A 17,846-nucleotide genomic window follows, 5' to 3' on the forward strand; every position below is an offset into this window, starting at 1 on the left:
TCGCGGAACTACGGGATGCGATGTCTGTCACGGAAGATGGGGAAATGTCGGGCGGGGTTCCGCGCCGATCAAGCCGGGTGCGGCAGATCGTGCGAGGTCCGCGCCCCGAGTCCGTACCCGCCCTCGTTGGCAGAGCATGTGCCCTCGTGGGCCTGCTGGACGTGGCCGCGGGGGTCTTCCCGCGGTTCAGGCACAGCCGTATGCACACCGTCGCCGAGGTGCTGCCCGGCTCCTTCGGGCCGTTCGCGGCGGCACTGTCCCTCAGCGCGGGCATCCTGCTGCTGCTGCTCGCCCACGGCCTCAAGCGCAGCAAGCGGCGCGCGTGGCGGGCAGCGGTAGTACTGCTCCCGGCGGGCGCGGTCGCACAGTTCGGGTACCGGCACTCGATCGTGGGCGCGCTGATCTCGGTCGCGCTCCTGGTGCCGCTGCTGGTGCACCGCGACCAGTTCGCGGCGCTGCCCGACCCGCGCAGCCGCTGGCGCGCGCTCGCCAACTTCGTCCTCATGGGCGCCGGCTCCCTCGGCTTGGGGCTGGTCATCGTCAGCGTCCACTCCAACCGCCTGATCGGCGACCCGAGCCTGGCCGATCGCCTGACGCACGTCCTGTACGGCCTCTTCGGCTTCGAGGGCCCGGTCGCCTACCAGGGCAACACCTCCTGGACCGTCGCCTTCTCCCTGGGCGCCCTGGGCTGGATCACCGCGGTGACGACGATCTACCTCGCGTTCCGCCCCGAGCACCCGGCCGCCCGCCTCACCGAGGAGGACGAGAGCCGGCTGCGCGCCCTGCTGGCGAAGCACGGCCGGCGCGACTCCCTGGGCCACTTCGCGCTGCGCCGCGACAAGGCCGTCGTCTTCTCCCCCAGCGGCAAGGCGGCGGTGACCTACCGTGTCGTCTCCGGCGTGATGCTCGCCAGCGGCGACCCCATCGGCGACGTCGAGGCCTGGCCCGGCGCCATCGAGCGCTTCATGGACGAGGCGAAGGCCCACTCCTGGACGCCCGCCGTCATGGGCTGCTCGGAGACGGGCGGCGAGGTCTGGACCCGCGAGACCGGCCTGGACGCCCTCGAACTGGGCGACGAGGCGGTGGTGGACGTGGCGGATTTCTCCCTGGCCGGCCGCGCGATGCGCAACGTGCGCCAGATGGTCAAGCGCATCGAACGCGCCGGTTACGAGACCCGGGTACGGCGCGTGGGTGACCTCGGCGAAGCCGAACTGGCCCGCATCCGGCAGGCCGCGGAGGACTGGCGCGGCACCGACACCGAGCGCGGCTTCTCGATGGCCCTCGGCCGCGTCGGCGACGCCGCCGACGGCGACTGCCTCATCGCCACCGCCCACAAGACGGACGAGGTCCCCGGCGAGTACGGCGACCTGAAGGCGATCCTGCACTTCGTGCCCTGGGGCACGGACGGCGCCTCCCTGGACCTGATGCGCCGCGACCGCTCGGCCGACCCGGGCATGAACGAACTGCTGATCGTCGCCGCCCTCCAGGCCGCCCCGAAGTTCGGCATCGCGCGCGTGTCGCTGAACTTCGCCATGTTCCGCTCGGCGCTGGCCCGTGGCGAGAAGATCGGCGCCGGCCCGGTGCTGCGCGCCTGGCGCGGACTGCTGGTGTTCCTCTCGCGCTGGTTCCAGATCGAGTCGCTGTACAAGTTCAACGCCAAGTTCCAGCCGCGCTGGGAGCCCCGCTTCGTCGTCTACCGGGCCTCCGGCGACCTCCCCCGCATCGGCTTCGCCGCCATGCAGGCCGAGGGCTTCGTCAACCTCGCCCTCCCGCTGCCGCGCTTCCTGCGCCGCCGCACCAGCGCGGCACGCGCGTGTGCGCACACGGTGGCGGAGCGCGACGTACGGGCGGCGTAGTCCCGGCGATGGAGTTCCCGCAGGACTCGGGCCCGGGCCGCACCACGGCCCGGCTCCTTCCTGGGCCTACGCTGAACGTATGAGCAAGCAGAGCGGACGCGGGCGCGTCGACGGCCTTCCGGAATGGGACCGCTGCGCGGTCATGGGAGTCGTCAACGTGACCCCCGACTCCTTCTCCGACGGCGGCCGCTGGTTCGACACGACGGCCGCCGTCAAACACGGCCTCCACCTCGTCGCCGAGGGCGCGGACCTGGTCGACGTCGGAGGCGAGTCCACCCGCCCCGGCGCGACCCGCGTGGACGAGGCCGAGGAGCTGCGCCGGGTCGTCCCCGTCGTCCGCGGCCTCGCCTCCGAGGGCGTCGTCGTCTCCGTCGACACGATGCGCGCCTCCGTCGCCGCCCAGGCCCTCGCGGCCGGCGCCGCCCTCGTCAACGACGTCAGCGGCGGCCTCGCCGACCCGGCGATGATCTCGGCCGTGGCCGACGCGGGCGCCCCCTTCGTCGTCATGCACTGGCGCGGCTTCCTCGACGGCGGCAACGTCAAGGGCGTCTACGCCGACGTCGTCGCCGATGTCATGGACGAGCTGCACGCGCGCGTGGACGCCGTTCTGGCGGGCGGTGTCTCCCCGGACCGCATCGTCGTCGACCCGGGCCTCGGCTTCTCCAAGGAGGCCGACCACGACCTCTCCCTGCTGGCCCACCTCGACCGGCTGCACGCCCTGGGCCACCCGGTGCTCGTCGCCGCCTCCCGCAAGCGGTTCCTCGGCCACGTCCTGGCCGGCCCAGGAGGCCCGCCGCCACCCGCGCGCGAGCGGGACGCCGCCACGGCCGCCGTCTCCGCCCTCGCGGCACAGGCCGGCGCCTGGGCGGTCCGCGTGCACGAGGTGCGCGCCACGGCGGACGCGGTACGGGTCGCACGCGCCGTGGAAGAGGCGCGCGAGGCAGGAAACGCGCCGGACACGCGCCTCGACACGCCGGACACGCGCCCCGGCGCACCCGGCCCGCACAGCGCACCCCTCACGCACCCCGCACGCGCCCCGCACGCCCCGCACGGCGCAGAAGGAGCCCGGTGACCGCCCCCCACACCGACGTCGAGCAGGTCGAGGCCGCCAACACCGCCTTCTACGAGGCGCTGGAACAAGGCGACTTCGAAGGCGTGTCCTCGCTCTGGCTCACCCCGGCCGACCTGGGCGTGGACGAGACGTACCACGACCCCGCGGACGTCGGCGTGATCTCCTGCGTGCACCCCGGCTGGCCCGTGCTCACCGGCCGCGGCGAGGTCCTCAGGTCGTACGCGCTGATCATGGCGAACACCGACTACATCCAGTTCTTCCTCACCGACGTGCATGTCTCCGTCACCGGCGACACCGCCCTCGTGACCTGCACCGAGAACATCCTCAGCGGCGGCCCCGCGCCGGAGGCCGGCGAGGAGCTCGGGCCGCTCGTCGGCCAACTGGTGGTCGCCACGAACGTGTTCCGCCGCACGCCCGACGGCTGGAAACTGTGGTCGCATCACGCCTCCCCGGTACTGGCCGAAAACGACGAGCCGGACGACTCCGAGGACCCCGACGACGAGGACACCCCCTCCTGAGCGGGTAGGCGACCCGAGGAAGCACGCGGGAAGCCCACAGCGACGGGAAGTGGTTGGAATCACGAACCGTGGGTAGGGGCGGCTACCAGCCCGTGAGCCGCCGGGTTCCCTAAGGGAAACACCCGGTGAAACTCCTGGCTCCGACCCGAACGACCGCGGCCGGAGCCAGGCGCTGTCAGTGCTCGCAGGTAGATTCGTTCGAGGCCGGGATGCCGTCCGCACCCGGTACGCACCGGCCGAAACCGACGATTGCAGGAGTGATTCGCGTGGATCGTGTCGCGCTGCGCGGCCTGAGGGCCCGCGGGTACCACGGCGTGTTCCCCAAGGAACGCGAGGAGGGCCAGACCTTCATCGTGGACCTCGTCATGGGCCTGGACACCCGACCGGCCGCCGCCGACGACGACCTGGCGAAAACCGTGCACTACGGCATCGTCGCGGAGGAGGTCGTGGCCGTCGTCCAGGGCGACCCCGTCGACCTCGTCGAGACGCTCGCCGAGCGCATCGCCCAGGCCTGCCTGAAGCACGAAGGGGTCCAGGAGGTCGAGGTCTGCGTCCACAAACCGGACGCGCCGATCACGGTCCCCTTCGACGACGTGACCGTCACCATCACCCGGAGCCGAGTATGACCGCGTTCTTCACCGACGGGCAGAGCGACCCGACCGTCCAGCCGGTACCGGCCTCCGTCGTCGAGAAGGTCGACGCCGCCGACACCACCCTGCACAACCCCCAGCGGGCCGTGGTCTCCCTCGGCGCCAACCTCGGCAACCGCCTGGAGACCCTCCAGGGCGCCATCGACGCCCTGGAGGACACCCCGGGCGTCCGCGTCAAGGCCGTCTCCCCGGTGTACGAGACCGAGCCGTGGGGCGTCGAGCCCGGCAGCCAGCCGTCGTACTTCAACGCGGTGGTCCTGCTGAAGACGACCCTCCCGCCGTCCTCGCTCCTGGAGCGGGCGCACGCCGTCGAGGAGGCCTTCCACCGGGTACGGGACGAGCGCTGGGGCGCGCGCACCCTCGACGTCGACATCGTCGCGTACGCCGACGTCGTCGACGACGACCCGCAGCTCACTCTCCCCCACCCCCGCGCCCACGAACGCGCCTTCGTTCTCGCCCCCTGGCACGACGTGGAACCCGAGGCCCAACTCCCCGGCCGCGGCGCGGTCGCCGACCTCCTCGGCACCGTCACCCGCGAGGGCATCGCAACCCGCCAGGACCTGGAACTCCACCTGCCCGAGTAGTCGTTAAGGTCATGAAGGAAGGTCACGAGGACCACTGCCCGCGCGCTGTCCACGCCCGCGGGCTCGGGGGAGCTGAAGGGACACCGTGAAAGAGCTGCGCATTAGGGTGCTGGCCGGCGTGTTCGTCGTCGCCGCGATCCTGTCCTGGGCGGGCGCCCGCCTCTGGAACTCGATCGGGACCCTCCCCAGCGTCCCGCTGGCCGCCCCCATCGTCCTGGGCCTGATCGCCGTGGTCCTGCTGGCCACCGCGCTCTCGCTGCGCGCCCGACTCAAAGCCCAGCGCGAGCGCCGCCCCGAGGCCAAGGGCGTCGATCCCCTGATGGCGGCCCGCGCGGTCGTCTTCGGCCAGGCCAGCGCCCTGGTGGCCGCCCTGGTCTCCGGCATGTACGGCGGCACGGGCGTCTTCCTCCTGGAGTCCCTCGACATCCCCGCCCGCCGCGACCAGGCCATCTACGCCGGCTTCTCGGTCCTGGCCGGCATCGCGGTCATAGCCGCGGCCATCTTCCTGGAACGCGTCTGCCGACTCCCCGAGGACGACGACCACGAGAAGGGCGCGGCGTCCACCGCGTGACGCCGTGCGCCCGCGTGCGGTGCGGGTGCGCATGCGTGCAGGCGGGCGTCAGCGCGCCATGATCAGGCTCATCGCCTCGTTGCGCGTCGCCGCGTCCCGCAACTGCCCCCGCACCGCCGACGTGATGGTCTTGGCGCCGGGCTTGCGGATGCCCCGCATGGACATGCACATGTGCTCGCACTCGATGACCACGATCACACCGCGCGGCTCCAGGATCGTCATCAGGGAGTCCGCGATCTGCGTGGTGAGACGTTCCTGCACCTGCGGACGCCGCGCGTAGACGTCCACGAGCCGGGCCAGCTTGGACAGGCCGGTGATCTTCCCGCTGACGGACGGGATGTAGCCGACGTGGGCGACGCCCCTGAACGGCACGAGATGGTGCTCACAGGTGCTGAACACCTCGATGTCCTTCACGAGCACCATCTCGTCGTGCCCCAGGTCGAAGGTCGTCGTCAGCACGTCCTCCGGCTGCTGCCACAGCCCCGCGAATATCTCCCGGTACGCCCGCGCCACCCGCGCCGGAGTCTCCTTCAGCCCCTCGCGGTCCGGGTCCTCGCCGACCGCGATCAGGAGCTCGCGTACGGCGTTCTCGGCGCGCTTCTCGTCGAACTCGCCGATGGAGCCCTCGCCGTCCAGTGTCACGGGGTCGGTCATTCTGGTGCCTCGTTCCTGTGCGGGGTCGCGCGTGTGGGTCACGTGCCTCGGCTGCGGGCATCGAAAACCGGTCATACCGAAATGCCGCGCCCCCCAGGCTAGATCCTGGGGGGCGCGGCATCCATTCCGGGCCTGGTGGGGCTTCCGGGAGCCGGTTCAGCTCTCGGGGCGGTCCTCCGGGGCGGGCTCGGCCACCGGGGCGGACTCCACCGTGGACTTGGCGGTGGAGATCGCCGGCGTCGCGCCGTTGGCGCCGTTCGTCAGTGCGAGCTCCCTGGGGGAGAGCACCGGCGGACGGGTGGACGGCGTGCGCCGCGAGGAACCGGTCCAGGCGGGCCGGGCCGGGCGCTTGACGATGGCGGAGAAGACCTCGGCGATCTGCTCCTTGTTCAGCGTCTCCTTCTCGAGGAGCTGAAGCACCAGGTTGTCGAGGACGTCGCGGTTCTCGACCAGGATCTCCCAGGCCTCGTTGTGCGCGTTCTCGATGAGCTTCTTGACTTCCTCGTCCACCAGCGCGGCGACCTCTTCCGAGTAGTCGCGCTGGTGAGCCATCTCACGGCCGAGGAACGGCTCGGTGTTGTCGCCGCCGAACTTGATCGCGCCCAGCCGCTCGGTCATGCCGTACTGGGTGACCATCGCCCGCGCGGTCGCCGTGGCCTTCTCGATGTCGTTCGCGGCGCCCGTGGTCGGGTCGTGGAAGACCAGTTCCTCCGCCGCTCGGCCGCCCAGCATGTAGGCCAGTTGGTCGAGCATCTCGTTGCGCGTGGTGGAGTACTTGTCCTCGTCCGGGAGCACCATCGTGTAACCGAGCGCACGGCCGCGGGACAGGATGGTGATCTTGTGGACCGGGTCGGAGTTCGGGGAGGCCGCCGCGACCAGGGCGTGGCCGCCCTCGTGGTACGCGGTGATCTTCTTTTCCTTGTCCGACATGATCCGGGTCCGCTTCTGCGGGCCCGCGACCACACGGTCGATCGCCTCGTCCAGGCTGTGGTTGTCGATCAGCTTCTTGTCCGAACGGGCCGTCAGCAGCGCGGCCTCGTTCAGCACGTTGGAGAGATCGGCACCCGTGAAGCCGGGGGTGCGGCGGGCGACGGCGGACAGGTCGACGTCGGGCGCGACCGGCTTGCCCTTCTGGTGGACCTTGAGGATCTCCAGACGGCCCTGCATGTCCGGGCGGTCGACCGCGATCTGACGGTCGAAGCGGCCGGGGCGCAGCAGAGCCGGGTCGAGGATGTCGGGCCGGTTCGTGGCGGCGATGAGGATCACGCCGCCCTTCACGTCGAAGCCGTCCATCTCGACGAGCAGTTGGTTCAGCGTCTGCTCGCGCTCGTCGTGACCGCCGCCGAGGCCGGCGCCGCGGTGGCGGCCGACCGCGTCGATCTCGTCGACGAAGACGATCGCCGGGGCGTTCGCCTTGGCCTGCTCGAAGAGGTCACGGACTCGGGAGGCACCGACGCCGACGAACATCTCGACGAAGTCGGAACCCGAGATCGAGTAGAAGGGGACGCCCGCCTCGCCGGCGACGGCCCGCGCGAGCAGGGTCTTGCCGGTGCCGGGAGGCCCGTACAGGAGCACGCCCTTGGGGATCTTGGCGCCGACGGCCTGGAACTTCGCCGGTTCCTGGAGGAACTCCTTGATCTCGTGGAGTTCCTCGACGGCTTCGTCCGAACCGGCGACGTCGGCGAACGTCGTCTTCGGGGTGTCCTTGGTGATGAGCTTGGCCTTGGACTTCCCGAAGTTCATGACTCGGGAGCCGCCGCCCTGCATCTGGTTCATCAGGAACAGGAAGACGACCACGATGAGGACGAAGGGGAGCAGGGACAGCAGGATCCCGACGAAGGCGTTCTGCTTCGTCGGAGAGACCGTGTAGCCGTCCGGGATCTGCTTGTCCTGGTACTTGGTCTGCAGCGTGTTGGCAATGGTCACGCCCTGGTCGCCGATGTAGCTCGCCTGGATCTTCGAGCTGCCATCGATCTTTGTGCCGTCTTTGAGCGTGGCCTTGATGGTCTGCTCGTCACCGGTGGTGAGTTTGGCCGACTCGACCTTGTTGTCGTTGATCGCTGCAATGACCTGGCCTGTGTCCACCGTCTTGTAGCCGCCGGACGAGCCGACGACCTGCATCAACACGACCACGGCAAGGACGGCCAGCACGATCCACATGACCGGCCCACGGAAGTATCGCTTCACGTCCATCCATACGGAGCGGTGTCGCCCCGTCCCTCCTGCCATAGTGAGTTTGATAAGACAGTTCTTCTGACGGTACCCCAGCTTTGTCGCGCAAAGCCGCACGGGACAGTTGGCGCACCCGTCTGCATGCTCCAACGGCGGGAGGCCCCCCGAGGTTCCCGATCTTCGTACGGGGCTTGGGCCCTTCGGGTTCAGCCGCCGTAGACGTGGGGCGCGAGCGTACCCACGAACGGGAGATTTCGGTACTTCTCGGCGTAGTCGAGACCGTAGCCGACGACGAACTCGTTGGGGATGTCGAAGCCGACCCACTCGACGTCGATCGCGACCTTCGCCGCCTCGGGCTTGCGCAGCAGCGTGCACACCTTCAGGGAGGCGGGCTCGCGCGAGCCGAGGTTGGACAGCAGCCAGGACAGGGTCAGGCCGGAGTCGATGATGTCCTCGACGATCAGGACGTGCTTGCCCTTGATGTCGGTGTCGAGGTCCTTGAGGATCCGCACCACACCGGAGGACTGGGTGCCCGCGCCGTAGGACGACACGGCCATCCAGTCCATGGTGACGGGGGTGGACAGCGCTCGGGCGAGGTCGGCCATGACCATCACGGCGCCCTTGAGGACGCCGACGATGAGCAGGTCCTTGCCCGCGTACTCCGCGTCGATCTTCGCGGCCAGCTCGACCAGCTTCGCGTCGATCTCTTCCTTGGTGATGAGCACCTCTTTGAGGTCGGTGCCCATGTCTTTCGCGTCCACCCGCATCACTTTCGGTTGTCCCACCGGCCACCGGGACCGCCCACGACCACGTAAGCGGTCCTGGCCGGAGGGCCCGGATTCAGCCTTGCCGAATCACCAGTCTGCCACCCTGGCGCTGGGCGACGACTTTGCCGGGGAGATTGATGACTCCCTGGCCGCGCCAGCCGGTGATCAGCCGGTCGACCTCCTCGATGTGCCGGGCGAAGAGCGAACCGGCCGGGGCGCCCGCCTCGATGGCCGCTCGGCGCAGGATCCGGCGGCGGACGGCGGGCGGCAGGGCGTAGAGCTTGGCGCACTCCAGGAGACCGGCCGCGTCCCGTACGGCGGACTCGGCCTGGCCGGCCCAGGCGTCGAGGGCGTCGGCGTCGTCGCGGGAGAGCTGGGCCGTGCGGGCGAGGGCTTCGACGACGCCCTTGCCCAGGGCCTTCTCCAGGGCGGGCAGGCCCTCGTGGCGCAGCCGGGAGCGGGTGTAGGCCGGGTCCGCGTTGTGCGGGTCGTCCCAGACGGGCAGGGACTGGACCAGGCAGGCCTTGCGGGCGGTCTGCCGGTCGAGTTGGAGGAAGGGGCGGCGGTAGCGGCGGGCGGCGCCCGGACCCCCGGAGACGGCGGCCATGCCGGACAGGGAGCGGATGCCGGAGCCGCGGGCGAGGCCGAGCAGGACGGTCTCGGCCTGGTCGTCGCGGGTGTGGCCGAGCAGGACCGCGGCGGCGCCGTGGCGTTCGGCCGCGGCGTCCAGGGCGCTGTAGCGCGCGTCGCGGGCGGCGGCTTCGGGTCCGCCCGCGCGGCCGACGGTCACGGCGGTGGACTCGACCGGGTCGAGGCCGAGGCCGCGCAGCCGCAGGACGACTTCCTCGGCGCGCAGGTCCGAGCCGGGCTGCAGGCCGTGGTCGACGGTGACGCCGCCGGCGCGGACGCCGAGCCGGGAGGATTCGAAGGCGAGGGCGGAGGCGAGCGCCATGGAGTCGGCGCCGCCGGAGCACGCCACGAGCACGAGCGGCGGCGACGGCGGGCGCTCGGGCGAGCCCGCTTCGGGGGTGTGGTCGTTGAGGATGTCGTGAAGTACGCGGCGGACCGCCAGGCGTATCGCCGCGACCGCAGGATGGGGACCCACTGTCCGGTTCCCTTCATGAAGTTTTTCGGGGGTGAGGGCGAAGTTCGGTCACTCAGAGTGTGTAGATGGTGACAGAACCAGGCTGTTCCCCGAGCATTGCACGCCAACCCGAGGCTCACGGTCCCTCGGACGGGTGATTGAAGGGGCGTTCGACTGCCGTCGGCCGGTTTATGTTCACCACCTCTGCCGGGGGTTCACGACTCGGCCTTGCGGTGCACCCGCGCGACCCAGTCCGCCGGTTTGGCGATCTCGGCCTTGGTCGGAAGTGTGTTCGGGGAGGTCCATACGCGGTTGAAGCCGTCCATGCCGACCTCGTCGACCACGGAGCGTACGAAGCGTTCGCCGTCGCGGTACTGCTTGAGTTTGGCGTCCAGGCCGAGGAGTTTGCGCAGGGCGATGTCCAGGCGGGAGGCGCCCTTGGCGCGGCGCTGCTGGAACTTCTCGCGGATCTCGGCGACGGACGACACGACTTCGGGACCTACGCCGTCCATGACGAAGTCGGCGTGGCCCTCCAGGAGGGACATCACCGCGGTGAGGCGGGCGAGGATGTCGCGCTGCGCGGGCGTCTGCACGAGCTCCACCAGGGAGCGCCCGCCGTCGTCCTCCTCGCCCTCGGGGCGGCCGCCGGCGAGGGACTGGGCGGCTTCCCGGACGCGCTCCAGGAACGTCATGGGGTCGACGTCGGTCTCGCCCAGGAACGACTGGATCTCGCCCTCCAGGTGGTCGCGCAGCCAGGGCACGGCGGAGAACTGGGTGCGGTGCGTCTCCTCGTGGAGGCACACCCAGAGGCGGAAGTCGTGGGGGTGCACGTCGAGTTCGCGTTCCACGTGGACGATGTTCGGCGCGACGAGCAGCAGTCGGCCGCCGCCGCCCGCTCCGGCGGGCAGGTCGCGGGTGGCGGGGGCGAACGTCTCGTACTGGCCGAGGACGCGGGAGGACAGGAACGACAGCAGCATGCCGAGTTCGACGCCGGTGACCTTGCCGCCGACGGCGCCGAGGACCGCGCCGCCGGGGGTGTTGCCGCGCCGCTCCTGCATCTTGTCGAGGAGGGGTTTGAGGATCTCCCGGAAGCCCGCCACGTTGGCCCGCACCCAGCCGGGGCGGTCGACCACGAGGATCGGGGTGTCGTGGAGGCCCGCCGTGCCCATACGAGTGAAGCCCCGGACGTGTTCCTCCGAGGCCTTGGCGTGTCGGCGCAGTTCGGCGACGACGGCACGGGCCTCGTCACGGCTCACCTCGGGGCCCGGCCGTACGAGCCGGGTCGCGGTCGCCACCGCGAGATTCCAGTCGACCATCCCCGAAGAAGCGGCACCACCGATGCTCGTCATGCGTCAACCGTACGTGAGCAGCGCCGTCGGGGGCAGGCCGCCGGAGGCCGGTCAGGGAGATGTCAGGGTCGGAGCCGACAGCGGCTCGGGGGTGCCTCGGGGTCGGCTCGGGGGTGGCGTGCGGCGGCCCTCAGCGGCAGCCGCAGCCGGCGAGCGCCGTGGCCGCCCGGTCCAGCGCCGCCTGGGCGGCCGCCGGGTCGGTCGTGCCGCCGGCCAGGAGGGCGAACGCGAGGAGGCGGCCGTCCTGGTCGACGACCGTGCCGGCGAGGGCGTTCACGCCGGTCAGGGTGCCGGTCTTGGCGCGGACGACACCGGCCGCGCCGTCGGCGTAGCGGCTGGTGAGGGTGCCGGTGAAGCCGGCGACCGGGAGGCCGGTGAGGACGGGGCGCAGGTCGGGGCGGGCAGGGTCGCCGGCCTTGACCAGGAGGGCGGTCAGCAGGTTCGCCGTGAGCCGGTCCTCGCGGTTGAGACCGCTGCCGTCCTTGAACCGGACGCCGGCCGTGGGCAGTCCGAGCTTCTTCAACTGGGCCTGGACGGCCCGGCCCGCGCCGTCGAAGTCGGCGCGGACGCCGGTCGCGACGGCGGTGTGGCGGGCGAGGGCCTCGGCGATGTCGTTGTCGCTGTTGGTGAGCATCCGTTCGACCAGGGCGGACAGCGGGGGCGAGGAGACCGTGGCGAGGCTCTGCGCGCGCGTGGTGGCCTTGGAGGGGCCGGGAGCCGTGGTCGTGATGCCGGCGGCCTTCAGGAACTGCGCGAACACGCGGGTCGTGTCGGCCGCCGGGTCGCTCACGCGGGTCGTCGGGCCGCTGGTGGAGCCGTCGGTGCGGCCCTCGTCGGCGGACAGGGCGGTGACGGGGGCGAGGTTGGGGTTGACCCCGATGGGGTGAACTTCCGCGCCGGCGAACAGGGTCGTGTCGTAGGAGAGCGTCACCTGGGTGAGGCCGCGCTTCTTCAGGGCGGCGGCGGTTGAGGCGGCGAGGGTGCGCAGGCTCGCCCAGCCGTCGGCGTCCGCGCGGGCCGTGAGGGTGGGGTCGCCGCCGCCGACGAGGACGAGCTCCTTGGTGTCGGGCTCGAGCGCCGCGCGCGTGGTGAGGCGGTGTTCGGCGCCCATCGCGGAGAGCGCGGCGACCGCGGTGGCGATCTTGGTGGTGGACGCCGGGGTCAGCGCCTCGTCGGCCCCGGTGCCGTACAGCAGCTTGCCGGTGGCCACGTCGACGACCGCGGCGGTGCGCGCGGTGCCGAGGGCGGGATCGCCCAGGAGGGGCTTCAGGACGCCCGTGAGGCCCGCGCCGGTCGGGAGGGCGGCCGGGGCGGACTTCACGGCGTTGACGGTGCCTCCGAGGCCCGCGAGGACGGACGCTGCGCTGGGGGCGGGCCGCGGCGCTCCGGCCGCCGTGTCGGACGTGTCGGACGTGTCGGCCGCGGACGTAGGGGACGAATCGTCCGCACGGCCGTGATCTGCGCCACCCCTCCGTTCCAGGGCGGTTGCCCGGTCCCGCTCCGCCGTACGCTGACCGGTGGAGTCCCAGGGGCCGGCGGCGGTCACCACACCGGCGGCCAGCGCCAGTCCGGCGGTCGCCGCACCCGCGGTGTACTGCCAGGGCCTGGCGCTCCGCCCGGCCATCGGCTTCGTGACGCGTGCGAGATGCGGCTTGGCCGCCTGTGTGAGCCGTGCGACCTGCGGCCCGGCGGCGGCGCTCACGCGCGCGAGACGAGGCCGTACGATCCCTGCGGCCCGTGCCAGACGCGGTCGTACGGCGTTCGCGGCCCGCACCATGTGCGGTCTCGCGGCCCGCCAAGGCCTCAGCTCTGGCACGAACACCAGCCCCTTTCGCGATCACCCGGCTGCGTGAGGGACACTTAACCACCAGAACTATGTGTTGATCATGGAGGAGCCACCGGTGGAGTTCGACGTCACGATCGAGATCCCGAAGGGTTCGCGGAACAAGTACGAGGTGGACCACGAGACCGGTCGGATCCGCCTGGACCGTCGACTCTTCACCTCGACCGCCTACCCGACCGACTACGGATTCGTCGAGAACACTCTCGGCGAGGACGGCGACCCGCTGGACGCGCTGGTCATCCTGGACGAGCCGACCTTCCCGGGCTGTCTCATCAAGTGCCGCGCGATCGGCATGTTCCGGATGACGGACGAGGCCGGCGGCGACGACAAGCTGCTGTGCGTCCCGGCGACCGACCCGCGCGTGGAGCACCTGCGCGACATCCACCACGTGTCGGAGTTCGACCGCCTGGAGATCCAGCACTTCTTCGAGGTCTACAAGGACCTGGAGCCCGGCAAGTCCGTCGAGGGCGCCGACTGGGTGGGCCGTACCGACGCCGAGGCCGAGATCGAGCGGTCCTACAAGCGGTTCAAGGACGAGGGCGGCCACTGAGGCTCAGGCCGTGTAGAGGTGTGTGAAGGGCCGCACGCGTACGCGTGCGGCCCTTTCGCGTGTCTGTGCGCATACTGAGGTCCAATCGGAAGGTGTCGTTCAGGGAGCGTTGCTGAGTGTCGGAGGCGGAGGACCGCAAGCCGCAGTCGGACGAGGCGAAGAGCGCCTTCGACCCCGAGATCACGTCGGAGTTCGCGCTCCCGGCGGGGCTGGCCGTACCGAAGGCCGGCGGTGAGCCGGAGACCACGTCGGAGTTCGCCGTCCCGGAGGGCCTGGACGTGGGGCAGCAGGCCGCCGGGGAGGGCGAGGGGTCGGCGTTCAGCCTGCCGAGCACCTACAGCGCCCGTGAGGCCCCGGCCGCCTTCACCCCGGCCGACGGCGTGCCGGTGGTGAGCCTGATCAAGGATCTGCCCTGGCAGGACCGGATGCGCACGATGCTGCGGATGCCGGTGGCCGACCGGCCCGCGCCGGAGCCGCGCCCCAAGGCGGAGGAGGGCGGCCTCGCCGTCCCGCGCGTGCTCGACCTGACGCTGCGCATCGGCGAGTTGCTGCTCGCGGGCGGGGAGGGCGCCGAGGACGTGGAGGCCGCGATGTTCGCGGTCTGCCGCTCCTACGGGCTCGACCGCTGCGAGCCGACCGCCACCTTCACGCTGCTGTCGATCTCGTACCAGCCGTCCCTGGTGGAGGACCCGGTGACGGCGTCCCGGACGGTGCGCCGCCGGGGCACCGACTACACGCGCCTGGCGGCCGTTTTCCGGCTCGTGGACGACCTGAGCGACCCGGAGAGCCACCTCTCCCTGGAGGAGGCCTACCGGCGGCTCGCGGAGATGCGCCGCAACCGGCACCCGTACCCGACGTGGGTGCTGACCTCGGCGAGCGGGCTGCTCGCGGGCGCCGCCTCGGTGCTGGTCGGCGGTGACCTGGTCGTGTTCGTGGCGGCGGCGCTCGGCGCGATGCTCGGCGACCGGCTGGCGTGGCTCTGCGCGGGGCGCGGGCTGCCGGAGTTCTACCAGTTCCTGGTCGCCGCGATGCCGCCGGCCGGGATCGGCATCGCGCTGACCCTGGCGGACGTCGATGTGAAGGCGTCCGCGGTCATCACCGGCGGGCTGTTCGCGCTGCTGCCGGGGCGGGCGCTGGTGGCGGGCGTCCAGGACGGTCTGACCGGCTTCTACATCACCGCCGCCGCGCGCCTGTTGGAGGTCATGTACTTGTTCGTGGGCATCGTCGCCGGGGTGCTGGTGATGCTCTACGTCGGTGTGCAGCTCGGCGCGCATCTCAACCCCGACGCGGCCCTGGGCGTCACCAAGCGGCCGCTGTGGCAGATCGGGGCGTCGATGCTGGTGTCGCTGACGTTCGCGGTGCTGCTCCAGCAGGAACGTTCCACCGTGCTGGTCGTGACGCTGAACGGCGGTGTGGCCTGGTCGGTGTACGGGGCGATGCACTACGCCGGGGAGATCTCGCCGGTGGCCTCCACGGCCGTCGCGGCGGGGGTGGTGGGGCTGTTCGGGCAGTTGCTGTCGCGGTACCGCTTCGCTTCCGCCCTGCCGTACACGACCGCCGCGATCGGGCCCCTGTTGCCGGGTTCGCCGACCTATTTCGGGCTGCTGGCGATCGCGCAGAACGAGGTGGACGCGGGGCTGGTGTCGCTCATCAAGGCCGCCGCGCTGGCCATGGCCATCGCCATCGGCGTGAACCTGGGTTCCGAGGTGTCGCGGCTGTTCCTGCGGATCGGCTCCGCCGAGAAGCGGCGGGCCGCCAAGCGGACGCGAGGATTCTGAGCAATGCCCCGCGCCCCCTCGGGGGTGTTTCTAGTAACCCTGGTTCTGGTTCTGGTTGTACGGCGGGTACTGGCTGTTGTGCTGAGCGCCGTACGGCTGCTGCTGGGGCTGGGGCTGCTGCTGCCACTCCTGGGGGTACGGCTGCTGTTGCGGGTACTGCTGCTGGCCGTAGTAGTCGTTCTGGTGGCCCTGGTTGTGGTGGCCCTGGTGCTGGTCGGGGTGGCCGTACGGGGTGGGCTCTTCGATGCGGCGGAGCTGGGTCGTCGCGTCGTCCATGGCCGGGGGCTGCTGCTGGTGGGGGTGCTGGGGCTGCTGCGGCTGCGCGGGCGCGTTACGGGCTTCCTTGCGCGCCTTGAGGATCTCGAAGATCACCGGGACGACGGAGAGGACGACGATCAGGACGAGGATCGCCTCGACGTTGGACTTGATGAAGTCGATCTGGCCCAGGAAGTAGCCCGCGACCGTCACACCCGTGCCCCAGAGGATGCCGCCGACCACGTTGTACGTGATGAAGGTGCGGTACTTCATGCGGCCGGCGCCGGCGACGATCGGCGCGAACGTGCGCACGATGGGGACGAAGCGGGCCAGGACGATGGCCTTGGGGCCGAACTTCTCCATGAACTCGTGGGCCTTCTCCAGGTTCTCCTGTTTGAAGAGCTTGGAGTTGGGGCGGTTGAAGAGCTTCGGGCCGAAGAACTTGCCGATCAGGTACCCCACCTGGTCACCGAGGACGGCCGCGATCACGATCAGGGTGCACACCAGCCACAGCGGCTGGCTGATCCACTTGCCGTCGGCGACCAGCAGACCGGCGGTGAACAGCAGGGAGTCACCGGGCAGGAAGGCGAACAGGCCCGACTCGGCGAAGACGATGACCAGGATGCCGACCAGGCCGAACGTCGAGATCAGATAGTCCGGAGTAATCCACTCGGGGCCGAGGGCGAGGGTAGTCACGGGTTCCGGGCTCCTGAAGGGGTGAAGGCGGTCGCTGCGGCGGCGGGACCGCCCAAACCTATCAACGTGGCGCCACAGGACCAGGTTCCCAGGGCTGCCCCCAGGATGCACTGTGCCCCCTCTTGGTCAAACCTGTGAACATGGGTATCGAGGATTACGGCGGCGGGCAGGGCCCCCAGCCTGACGTACTGGTCGTCACCACGAACGACGTGCCCGGGTTCCGGGTGCAGCAGGTCATCGGCGAGGTCTTCGGGCTGACGGTGCGCTCACGGCACCTCGGCAGCCAGATCGGCGCCGGTCTGAAGTCGATGATCGGCGGTGAGCTCAAGGGGTTGACCAAGACCCTCGTGGAGACCCGCAACCAGGCCATGGAACGGCTCGTCGAGCAGGCACGCGTGCGTGGCGCCAACGCCGTGCTGATGTTCCGCTTCGACGTCACGGAGGCGGCGGAGGTGGGCACCGAGGTGTGCGCCTACGGGACGGCGGTGGTCCTGGTCGAGGAGTAGCCGCCAGGACCACAAGGGGCGGCCCTCAGGCCGTGTGCCGGGCCGCGTTCGCCGTGATCGCCTCCCTCAGGTGCTCGGCGAGGCCCGGGTGCATGGCGTCGTAGAACGCCTTGAAGCGCTCGTCGGAGACGTACGTCTCCCCCAGGGACCGGTGCATCTCGTACGGGCAGTCGTAGTACCACCTGCCGATGTGCCGGCGGTGTTCCTCGGCCATGTCCATGGCCGCCTCGCCGGTGGGCGGCTCGCCCGCGGCCACCAGGCCGGCGTAGCGCTCGCCCCAGGCGTCGACCTCGGCCTGGACGCGCTTCCAGTCCTCCTTGGTGTAGCGGGCGACGCGGCGCTGCGACTCGGCGTAGGCCTCGGTGCCGCCCCAGCGCTGCTCGGCCTCCTCGGCGTACTGCTCCGGGTCCTTGTCGCCGAAGACCTCGAACTTCTCCTCGGGGGTGAGGTTGATGCCCATCTTGCGTGCCTCCATGGCGTGTTCCACGGCTGCGGCCATCTGCCGCAGCTTCTCGATCCGGGCGGTCAGCAGCTCGTACTGGCGGCGCAGGTGCGCGCGCGGGTCGGCTGCCGGGTCGTCGAGCAGGGCCGCGACCTCTTCGAGCGGGAAGCCGAGCTCGCGGTAGAACAGGATCTGCTGCAGCCGGTCGAGGTCGGCGTCGGCGTAGCGGCGGTGCCCCGCGTGGCTGCGCCCGCTCGGGACGAGCAGGCCGATGTCGTCGTAGTGGTGCAGCGTGCGCACGGTGACCCCGGCGAATCCTGCGACCTGCCCTACGGAGTAGCCCGAGTAGCCCGAGTAGCCCGAATAGCCCGAATAGCTCGAGTCGCTCACTTCCGTCCGCTCCCTTTCCCTTCTCGGTACGGGCTCCACGGTGCGTCCTCACGCCGCGTGAGGTGCAAGCCCCGCCTCCGAGAGACGCCTCTTCGAAGAAGGCTTCGAG

General features: G+C 70.9%; 17 protein-coding genes. 9 read left to right on the forward strand and 8 right to left on the reverse strand.

Features of this window, described 5'->3' with window-relative positions; all coding sequences use genetic code 11:
- Window positions 1-44: 44 nt before the first annotated feature.
- The 6 genes from BMZ82_RS27690 (at window position 45) to BMZ82_RS27715 (ending at window position 5,251) form a co-directional block, all read left to right on the forward strand.
- Window positions 45-1,856, forward strand: a complete 1,812-nt coding sequence (locus tag BMZ82_RS27690; RefSeq protein ID WP_093780130.1) for a phosphatidylglycerol lysyltransferase domain-containing protein — start codon at window positions 45-47, stop codon at window positions 1,854-1,856.
- Window positions 1,857-1,935: 79 nt separating this feature from the next.
- Window positions 1,936-2,928, forward strand: coding sequence for a dihydropteroate synthase (folP, locus tag BMZ82_RS27695; RefSeq protein WP_256252138.1), 993 nt, complete (start codon window positions 1,936-1,938; stop codon window positions 2,926-2,928).
- Window positions 2,925-3,446: a nuclear transport factor 2 family protein gene (locus BMZ82_RS27700; RefSeq protein ID WP_093780131.1), complete on the forward strand. Its 522-nt coding sequence runs from the start codon at window positions 2,925-2,927 to the stop codon at window positions 3,444-3,446. Before folP ends, BMZ82_RS27700 begins: the two co-directional genes overlap by 4 nt.
- Window positions 3,447-3,712: 266 nt before the next feature.
- Window positions 3,713-4,072, forward strand: coding sequence for a dihydroneopterin aldolase (gene folB, locus BMZ82_RS27705; RefSeq protein WP_093780132.1), 360 nt, complete (start codon window positions 3,713-3,715; stop codon window positions 4,070-4,072).
- Window positions 4,069-4,680: a 2-amino-4-hydroxy-6-hydroxymethyldihydropteridine diphosphokinase gene (gene folK, locus BMZ82_RS27710; protein WP_093780133.1), complete on the forward strand. Its 612-nt coding sequence runs from the start codon at window positions 4,069-4,071 to the stop codon at window positions 4,678-4,680. The genes folB and folK overlap by 4 nt, the downstream gene beginning before the upstream one ends.
- An 85-nt stretch (window positions 4,681-4,765) precedes the next feature.
- Window positions 4,766-5,251 carry a DUF3180 domain-containing protein gene (locus BMZ82_RS27715; RefSeq protein WP_093780134.1) on the forward strand — a complete coding sequence of 162 codons (486 nt, stop codon included), beginning with the start codon at window positions 4,766-4,768 and terminating at the stop codon, window positions 5,249-5,251.
- Window positions 5,252-5,299: 48 nt separating this feature from the next.
- Here BMZ82_RS27715 and folE read toward each other — a convergent pair whose 3' ends face one another.
- From folE to dacB, 6 genes are all read right to left on the reverse strand, one after another.
- Complete coding sequence (gene folE, locus BMZ82_RS27720; RefSeq protein WP_093780135.1) at window positions 5,300-5,905, reverse strand: GTP cyclohydrolase I FolE; 606 nt, start codon at window positions 5,903-5,905, stop codon at window positions 5,300-5,302.
- 156 nt (window positions 5,906-6,061) lie between these two features.
- Entirely contained in the window at window positions 6,062-8,098 is a 2,037-nt protein-coding gene (gene ftsH, locus BMZ82_RS27725; RefSeq protein ID WP_093780136.1) for an ATP-dependent zinc metalloprotease FtsH, read from the reverse strand.
- Window positions 8,099-8,283: 185 nt separating this feature from the next.
- Window positions 8,284-8,844, reverse strand: a complete 561-nt coding sequence (gene hpt / locus BMZ82_RS27730) for a hypoxanthine phosphoribosyltransferase (protein ID WP_093780137.1) — start codon at window positions 8,842-8,844, stop codon at window positions 8,284-8,286.
- Between the two features lie 73 nt (window positions 8,845-8,917).
- Window positions 8,918-9,949: a tRNA lysidine(34) synthetase TilS gene (tilS, locus tag BMZ82_RS27735; RefSeq protein WP_093780138.1), complete on the reverse strand. Its 1,032-nt coding sequence runs from the start codon at window positions 9,947-9,949 to the stop codon at window positions 8,918-8,920.
- Window positions 9,950-10,143: 194 nt separating this feature from the next.
- Complete coding sequence (locus BMZ82_RS27740) at window positions 10,144-11,277, reverse strand: zinc-dependent metalloprotease (RefSeq protein ID WP_093780139.1); 1,134 nt, start codon at window positions 11,275-11,277, stop codon at window positions 10,144-10,146.
- A 130-nt stretch (window positions 11,278-11,407) separates the two neighbouring features.
- Window positions 11,408-13,054: a D-alanyl-D-alanine carboxypeptidase/D-alanyl-D-alanine endopeptidase gene (dacB, locus tag BMZ82_RS27745; RefSeq protein ID WP_093780140.1), complete on the reverse strand. Its 1,647-nt coding sequence runs from the start codon at window positions 13,052-13,054 to the stop codon at window positions 11,408-11,410.
- A 124-nt stretch (window positions 13,055-13,178) separates the two neighbouring features.
- On the opposite strand from dacB, the gene BMZ82_RS27750 reads away from it, so the two are divergent.
- Window positions 13,179-13,670 (forward strand): inorganic diphosphatase, encoded by a 492-nt coding sequence (locus BMZ82_RS27750; protein WP_093780141.1) that lies wholly within the window; start codon window positions 13,179-13,181, stop codon window positions 13,668-13,670.
- Window positions 13,671-13,786: 116 nt separating this feature from the next.
- Window positions 13,787-15,448 carry a threonine/serine exporter family protein gene (locus BMZ82_RS27755; RefSeq protein WP_093780142.1) on the forward strand — a complete coding sequence of 554 codons (1,662 nt, stop codon included), beginning with the start codon at window positions 13,787-13,789 and terminating at the stop codon, window positions 15,446-15,448.
- 30 nt (window positions 15,449-15,478) lie between these two features.
- Here BMZ82_RS27755 and BMZ82_RS27760 read toward each other — a convergent pair whose 3' ends face one another.
- Window positions 15,479-16,399, reverse strand: coding sequence for a DedA family protein (locus tag BMZ82_RS27760; protein WP_093780143.1), 921 nt, complete (start codon window positions 16,397-16,399; stop codon window positions 15,479-15,481).
- A 140-nt stretch (window positions 16,400-16,539) separates the two neighbouring features.
- Between BMZ82_RS27760 and BMZ82_RS27765 the strand changes: the two genes are divergently transcribed.
- Complete coding sequence (locus BMZ82_RS27765; RefSeq protein ID WP_093780167.1) at window positions 16,540-16,905, forward strand: YbjQ family protein; 366 nt, start codon at window positions 16,540-16,542, stop codon at window positions 16,903-16,905.
- A 25-nt stretch (window positions 16,906-16,930) separates the two neighbouring features.
- Here the strand turns inward: BMZ82_RS27765 and BMZ82_RS27770 are convergent, their stop codons facing one another.
- Window positions 16,931-17,737 (reverse strand): MerR family transcriptional regulator, encoded by an 807-nt coding sequence (locus tag BMZ82_RS27770; RefSeq protein WP_093780144.1) that lies wholly within the window; start codon window positions 17,735-17,737, stop codon window positions 16,931-16,933.
- Window positions 17,738-17,846: the final 109 nt, after the last annotated feature.

This window comes from Streptomyces sp. yr375 (assembly GCF_900110755.1).
Taxonomy (GTDB): Bacteria; Actinomycetota; Actinomycetes; order Streptomycetales; family Streptomycetaceae; genus Streptomyces.

Excerpts from the sequence above, each read along its gene's own strand:
- BMZ82_RS27690 (WP_093780130.1), top strand. The coding sequence starts at position 45 with ATGTCGGGCGGGGTTCCGCGCCGATCAAGCCGGGTGCGGCAGATCGTG.
- folP (WP_256252138.1), top strand. The coding sequence starts at position 1,936 with ATGAGCAAGCAGAGCGGACGCGGGCGCGTCGACGGCCTTCCGGAATGG.
- folK (WP_093780133.1), top strand. The coding sequence starts at position 4,069 with ATGACCGCGTTCTTCACCGACGGGCAGAGCGACCCGACCGTCCAGCCG.
- folE (WP_093780135.1), bottom strand. The coding sequence starts at position 5,905 with ATGACCGACCCCGTGACACTGGACGGCGAGGGCTCCATCGGCGAGTTC.
- ftsH (WP_093780136.1), bottom strand. The coding sequence starts at position 8,098 with ATGGACGTGAAGCGATACTTCCGTGGGCCGGTCATGTGGATCGTGCTG.
- hpt (WP_093780137.1), bottom strand. The coding sequence starts at position 8,844 with ATGCGGGTGGACGCGAAAGACATGGGCACCGACCTCAAAGAGGTGCTC.
- BMZ82_RS27740 (WP_093780139.1), bottom strand. The coding sequence starts at position 11,277 with ATGACGAGCATCGGTGGTGCCGCTTCTTCGGGGATGGTCGACTGGAAT.
- dacB (WP_093780140.1), bottom strand. The coding sequence starts at position 13,054 with ATGGTGCGGGCCGCGAACGCCGTACGACCGCGTCTGGCACGGGCCGCA.
- BMZ82_RS27765 (WP_093780167.1), top strand. The coding sequence starts at position 16,540 with ATGGGTATCGAGGATTACGGCGGCGGGCAGGGCCCCCAGCCTGACGTA.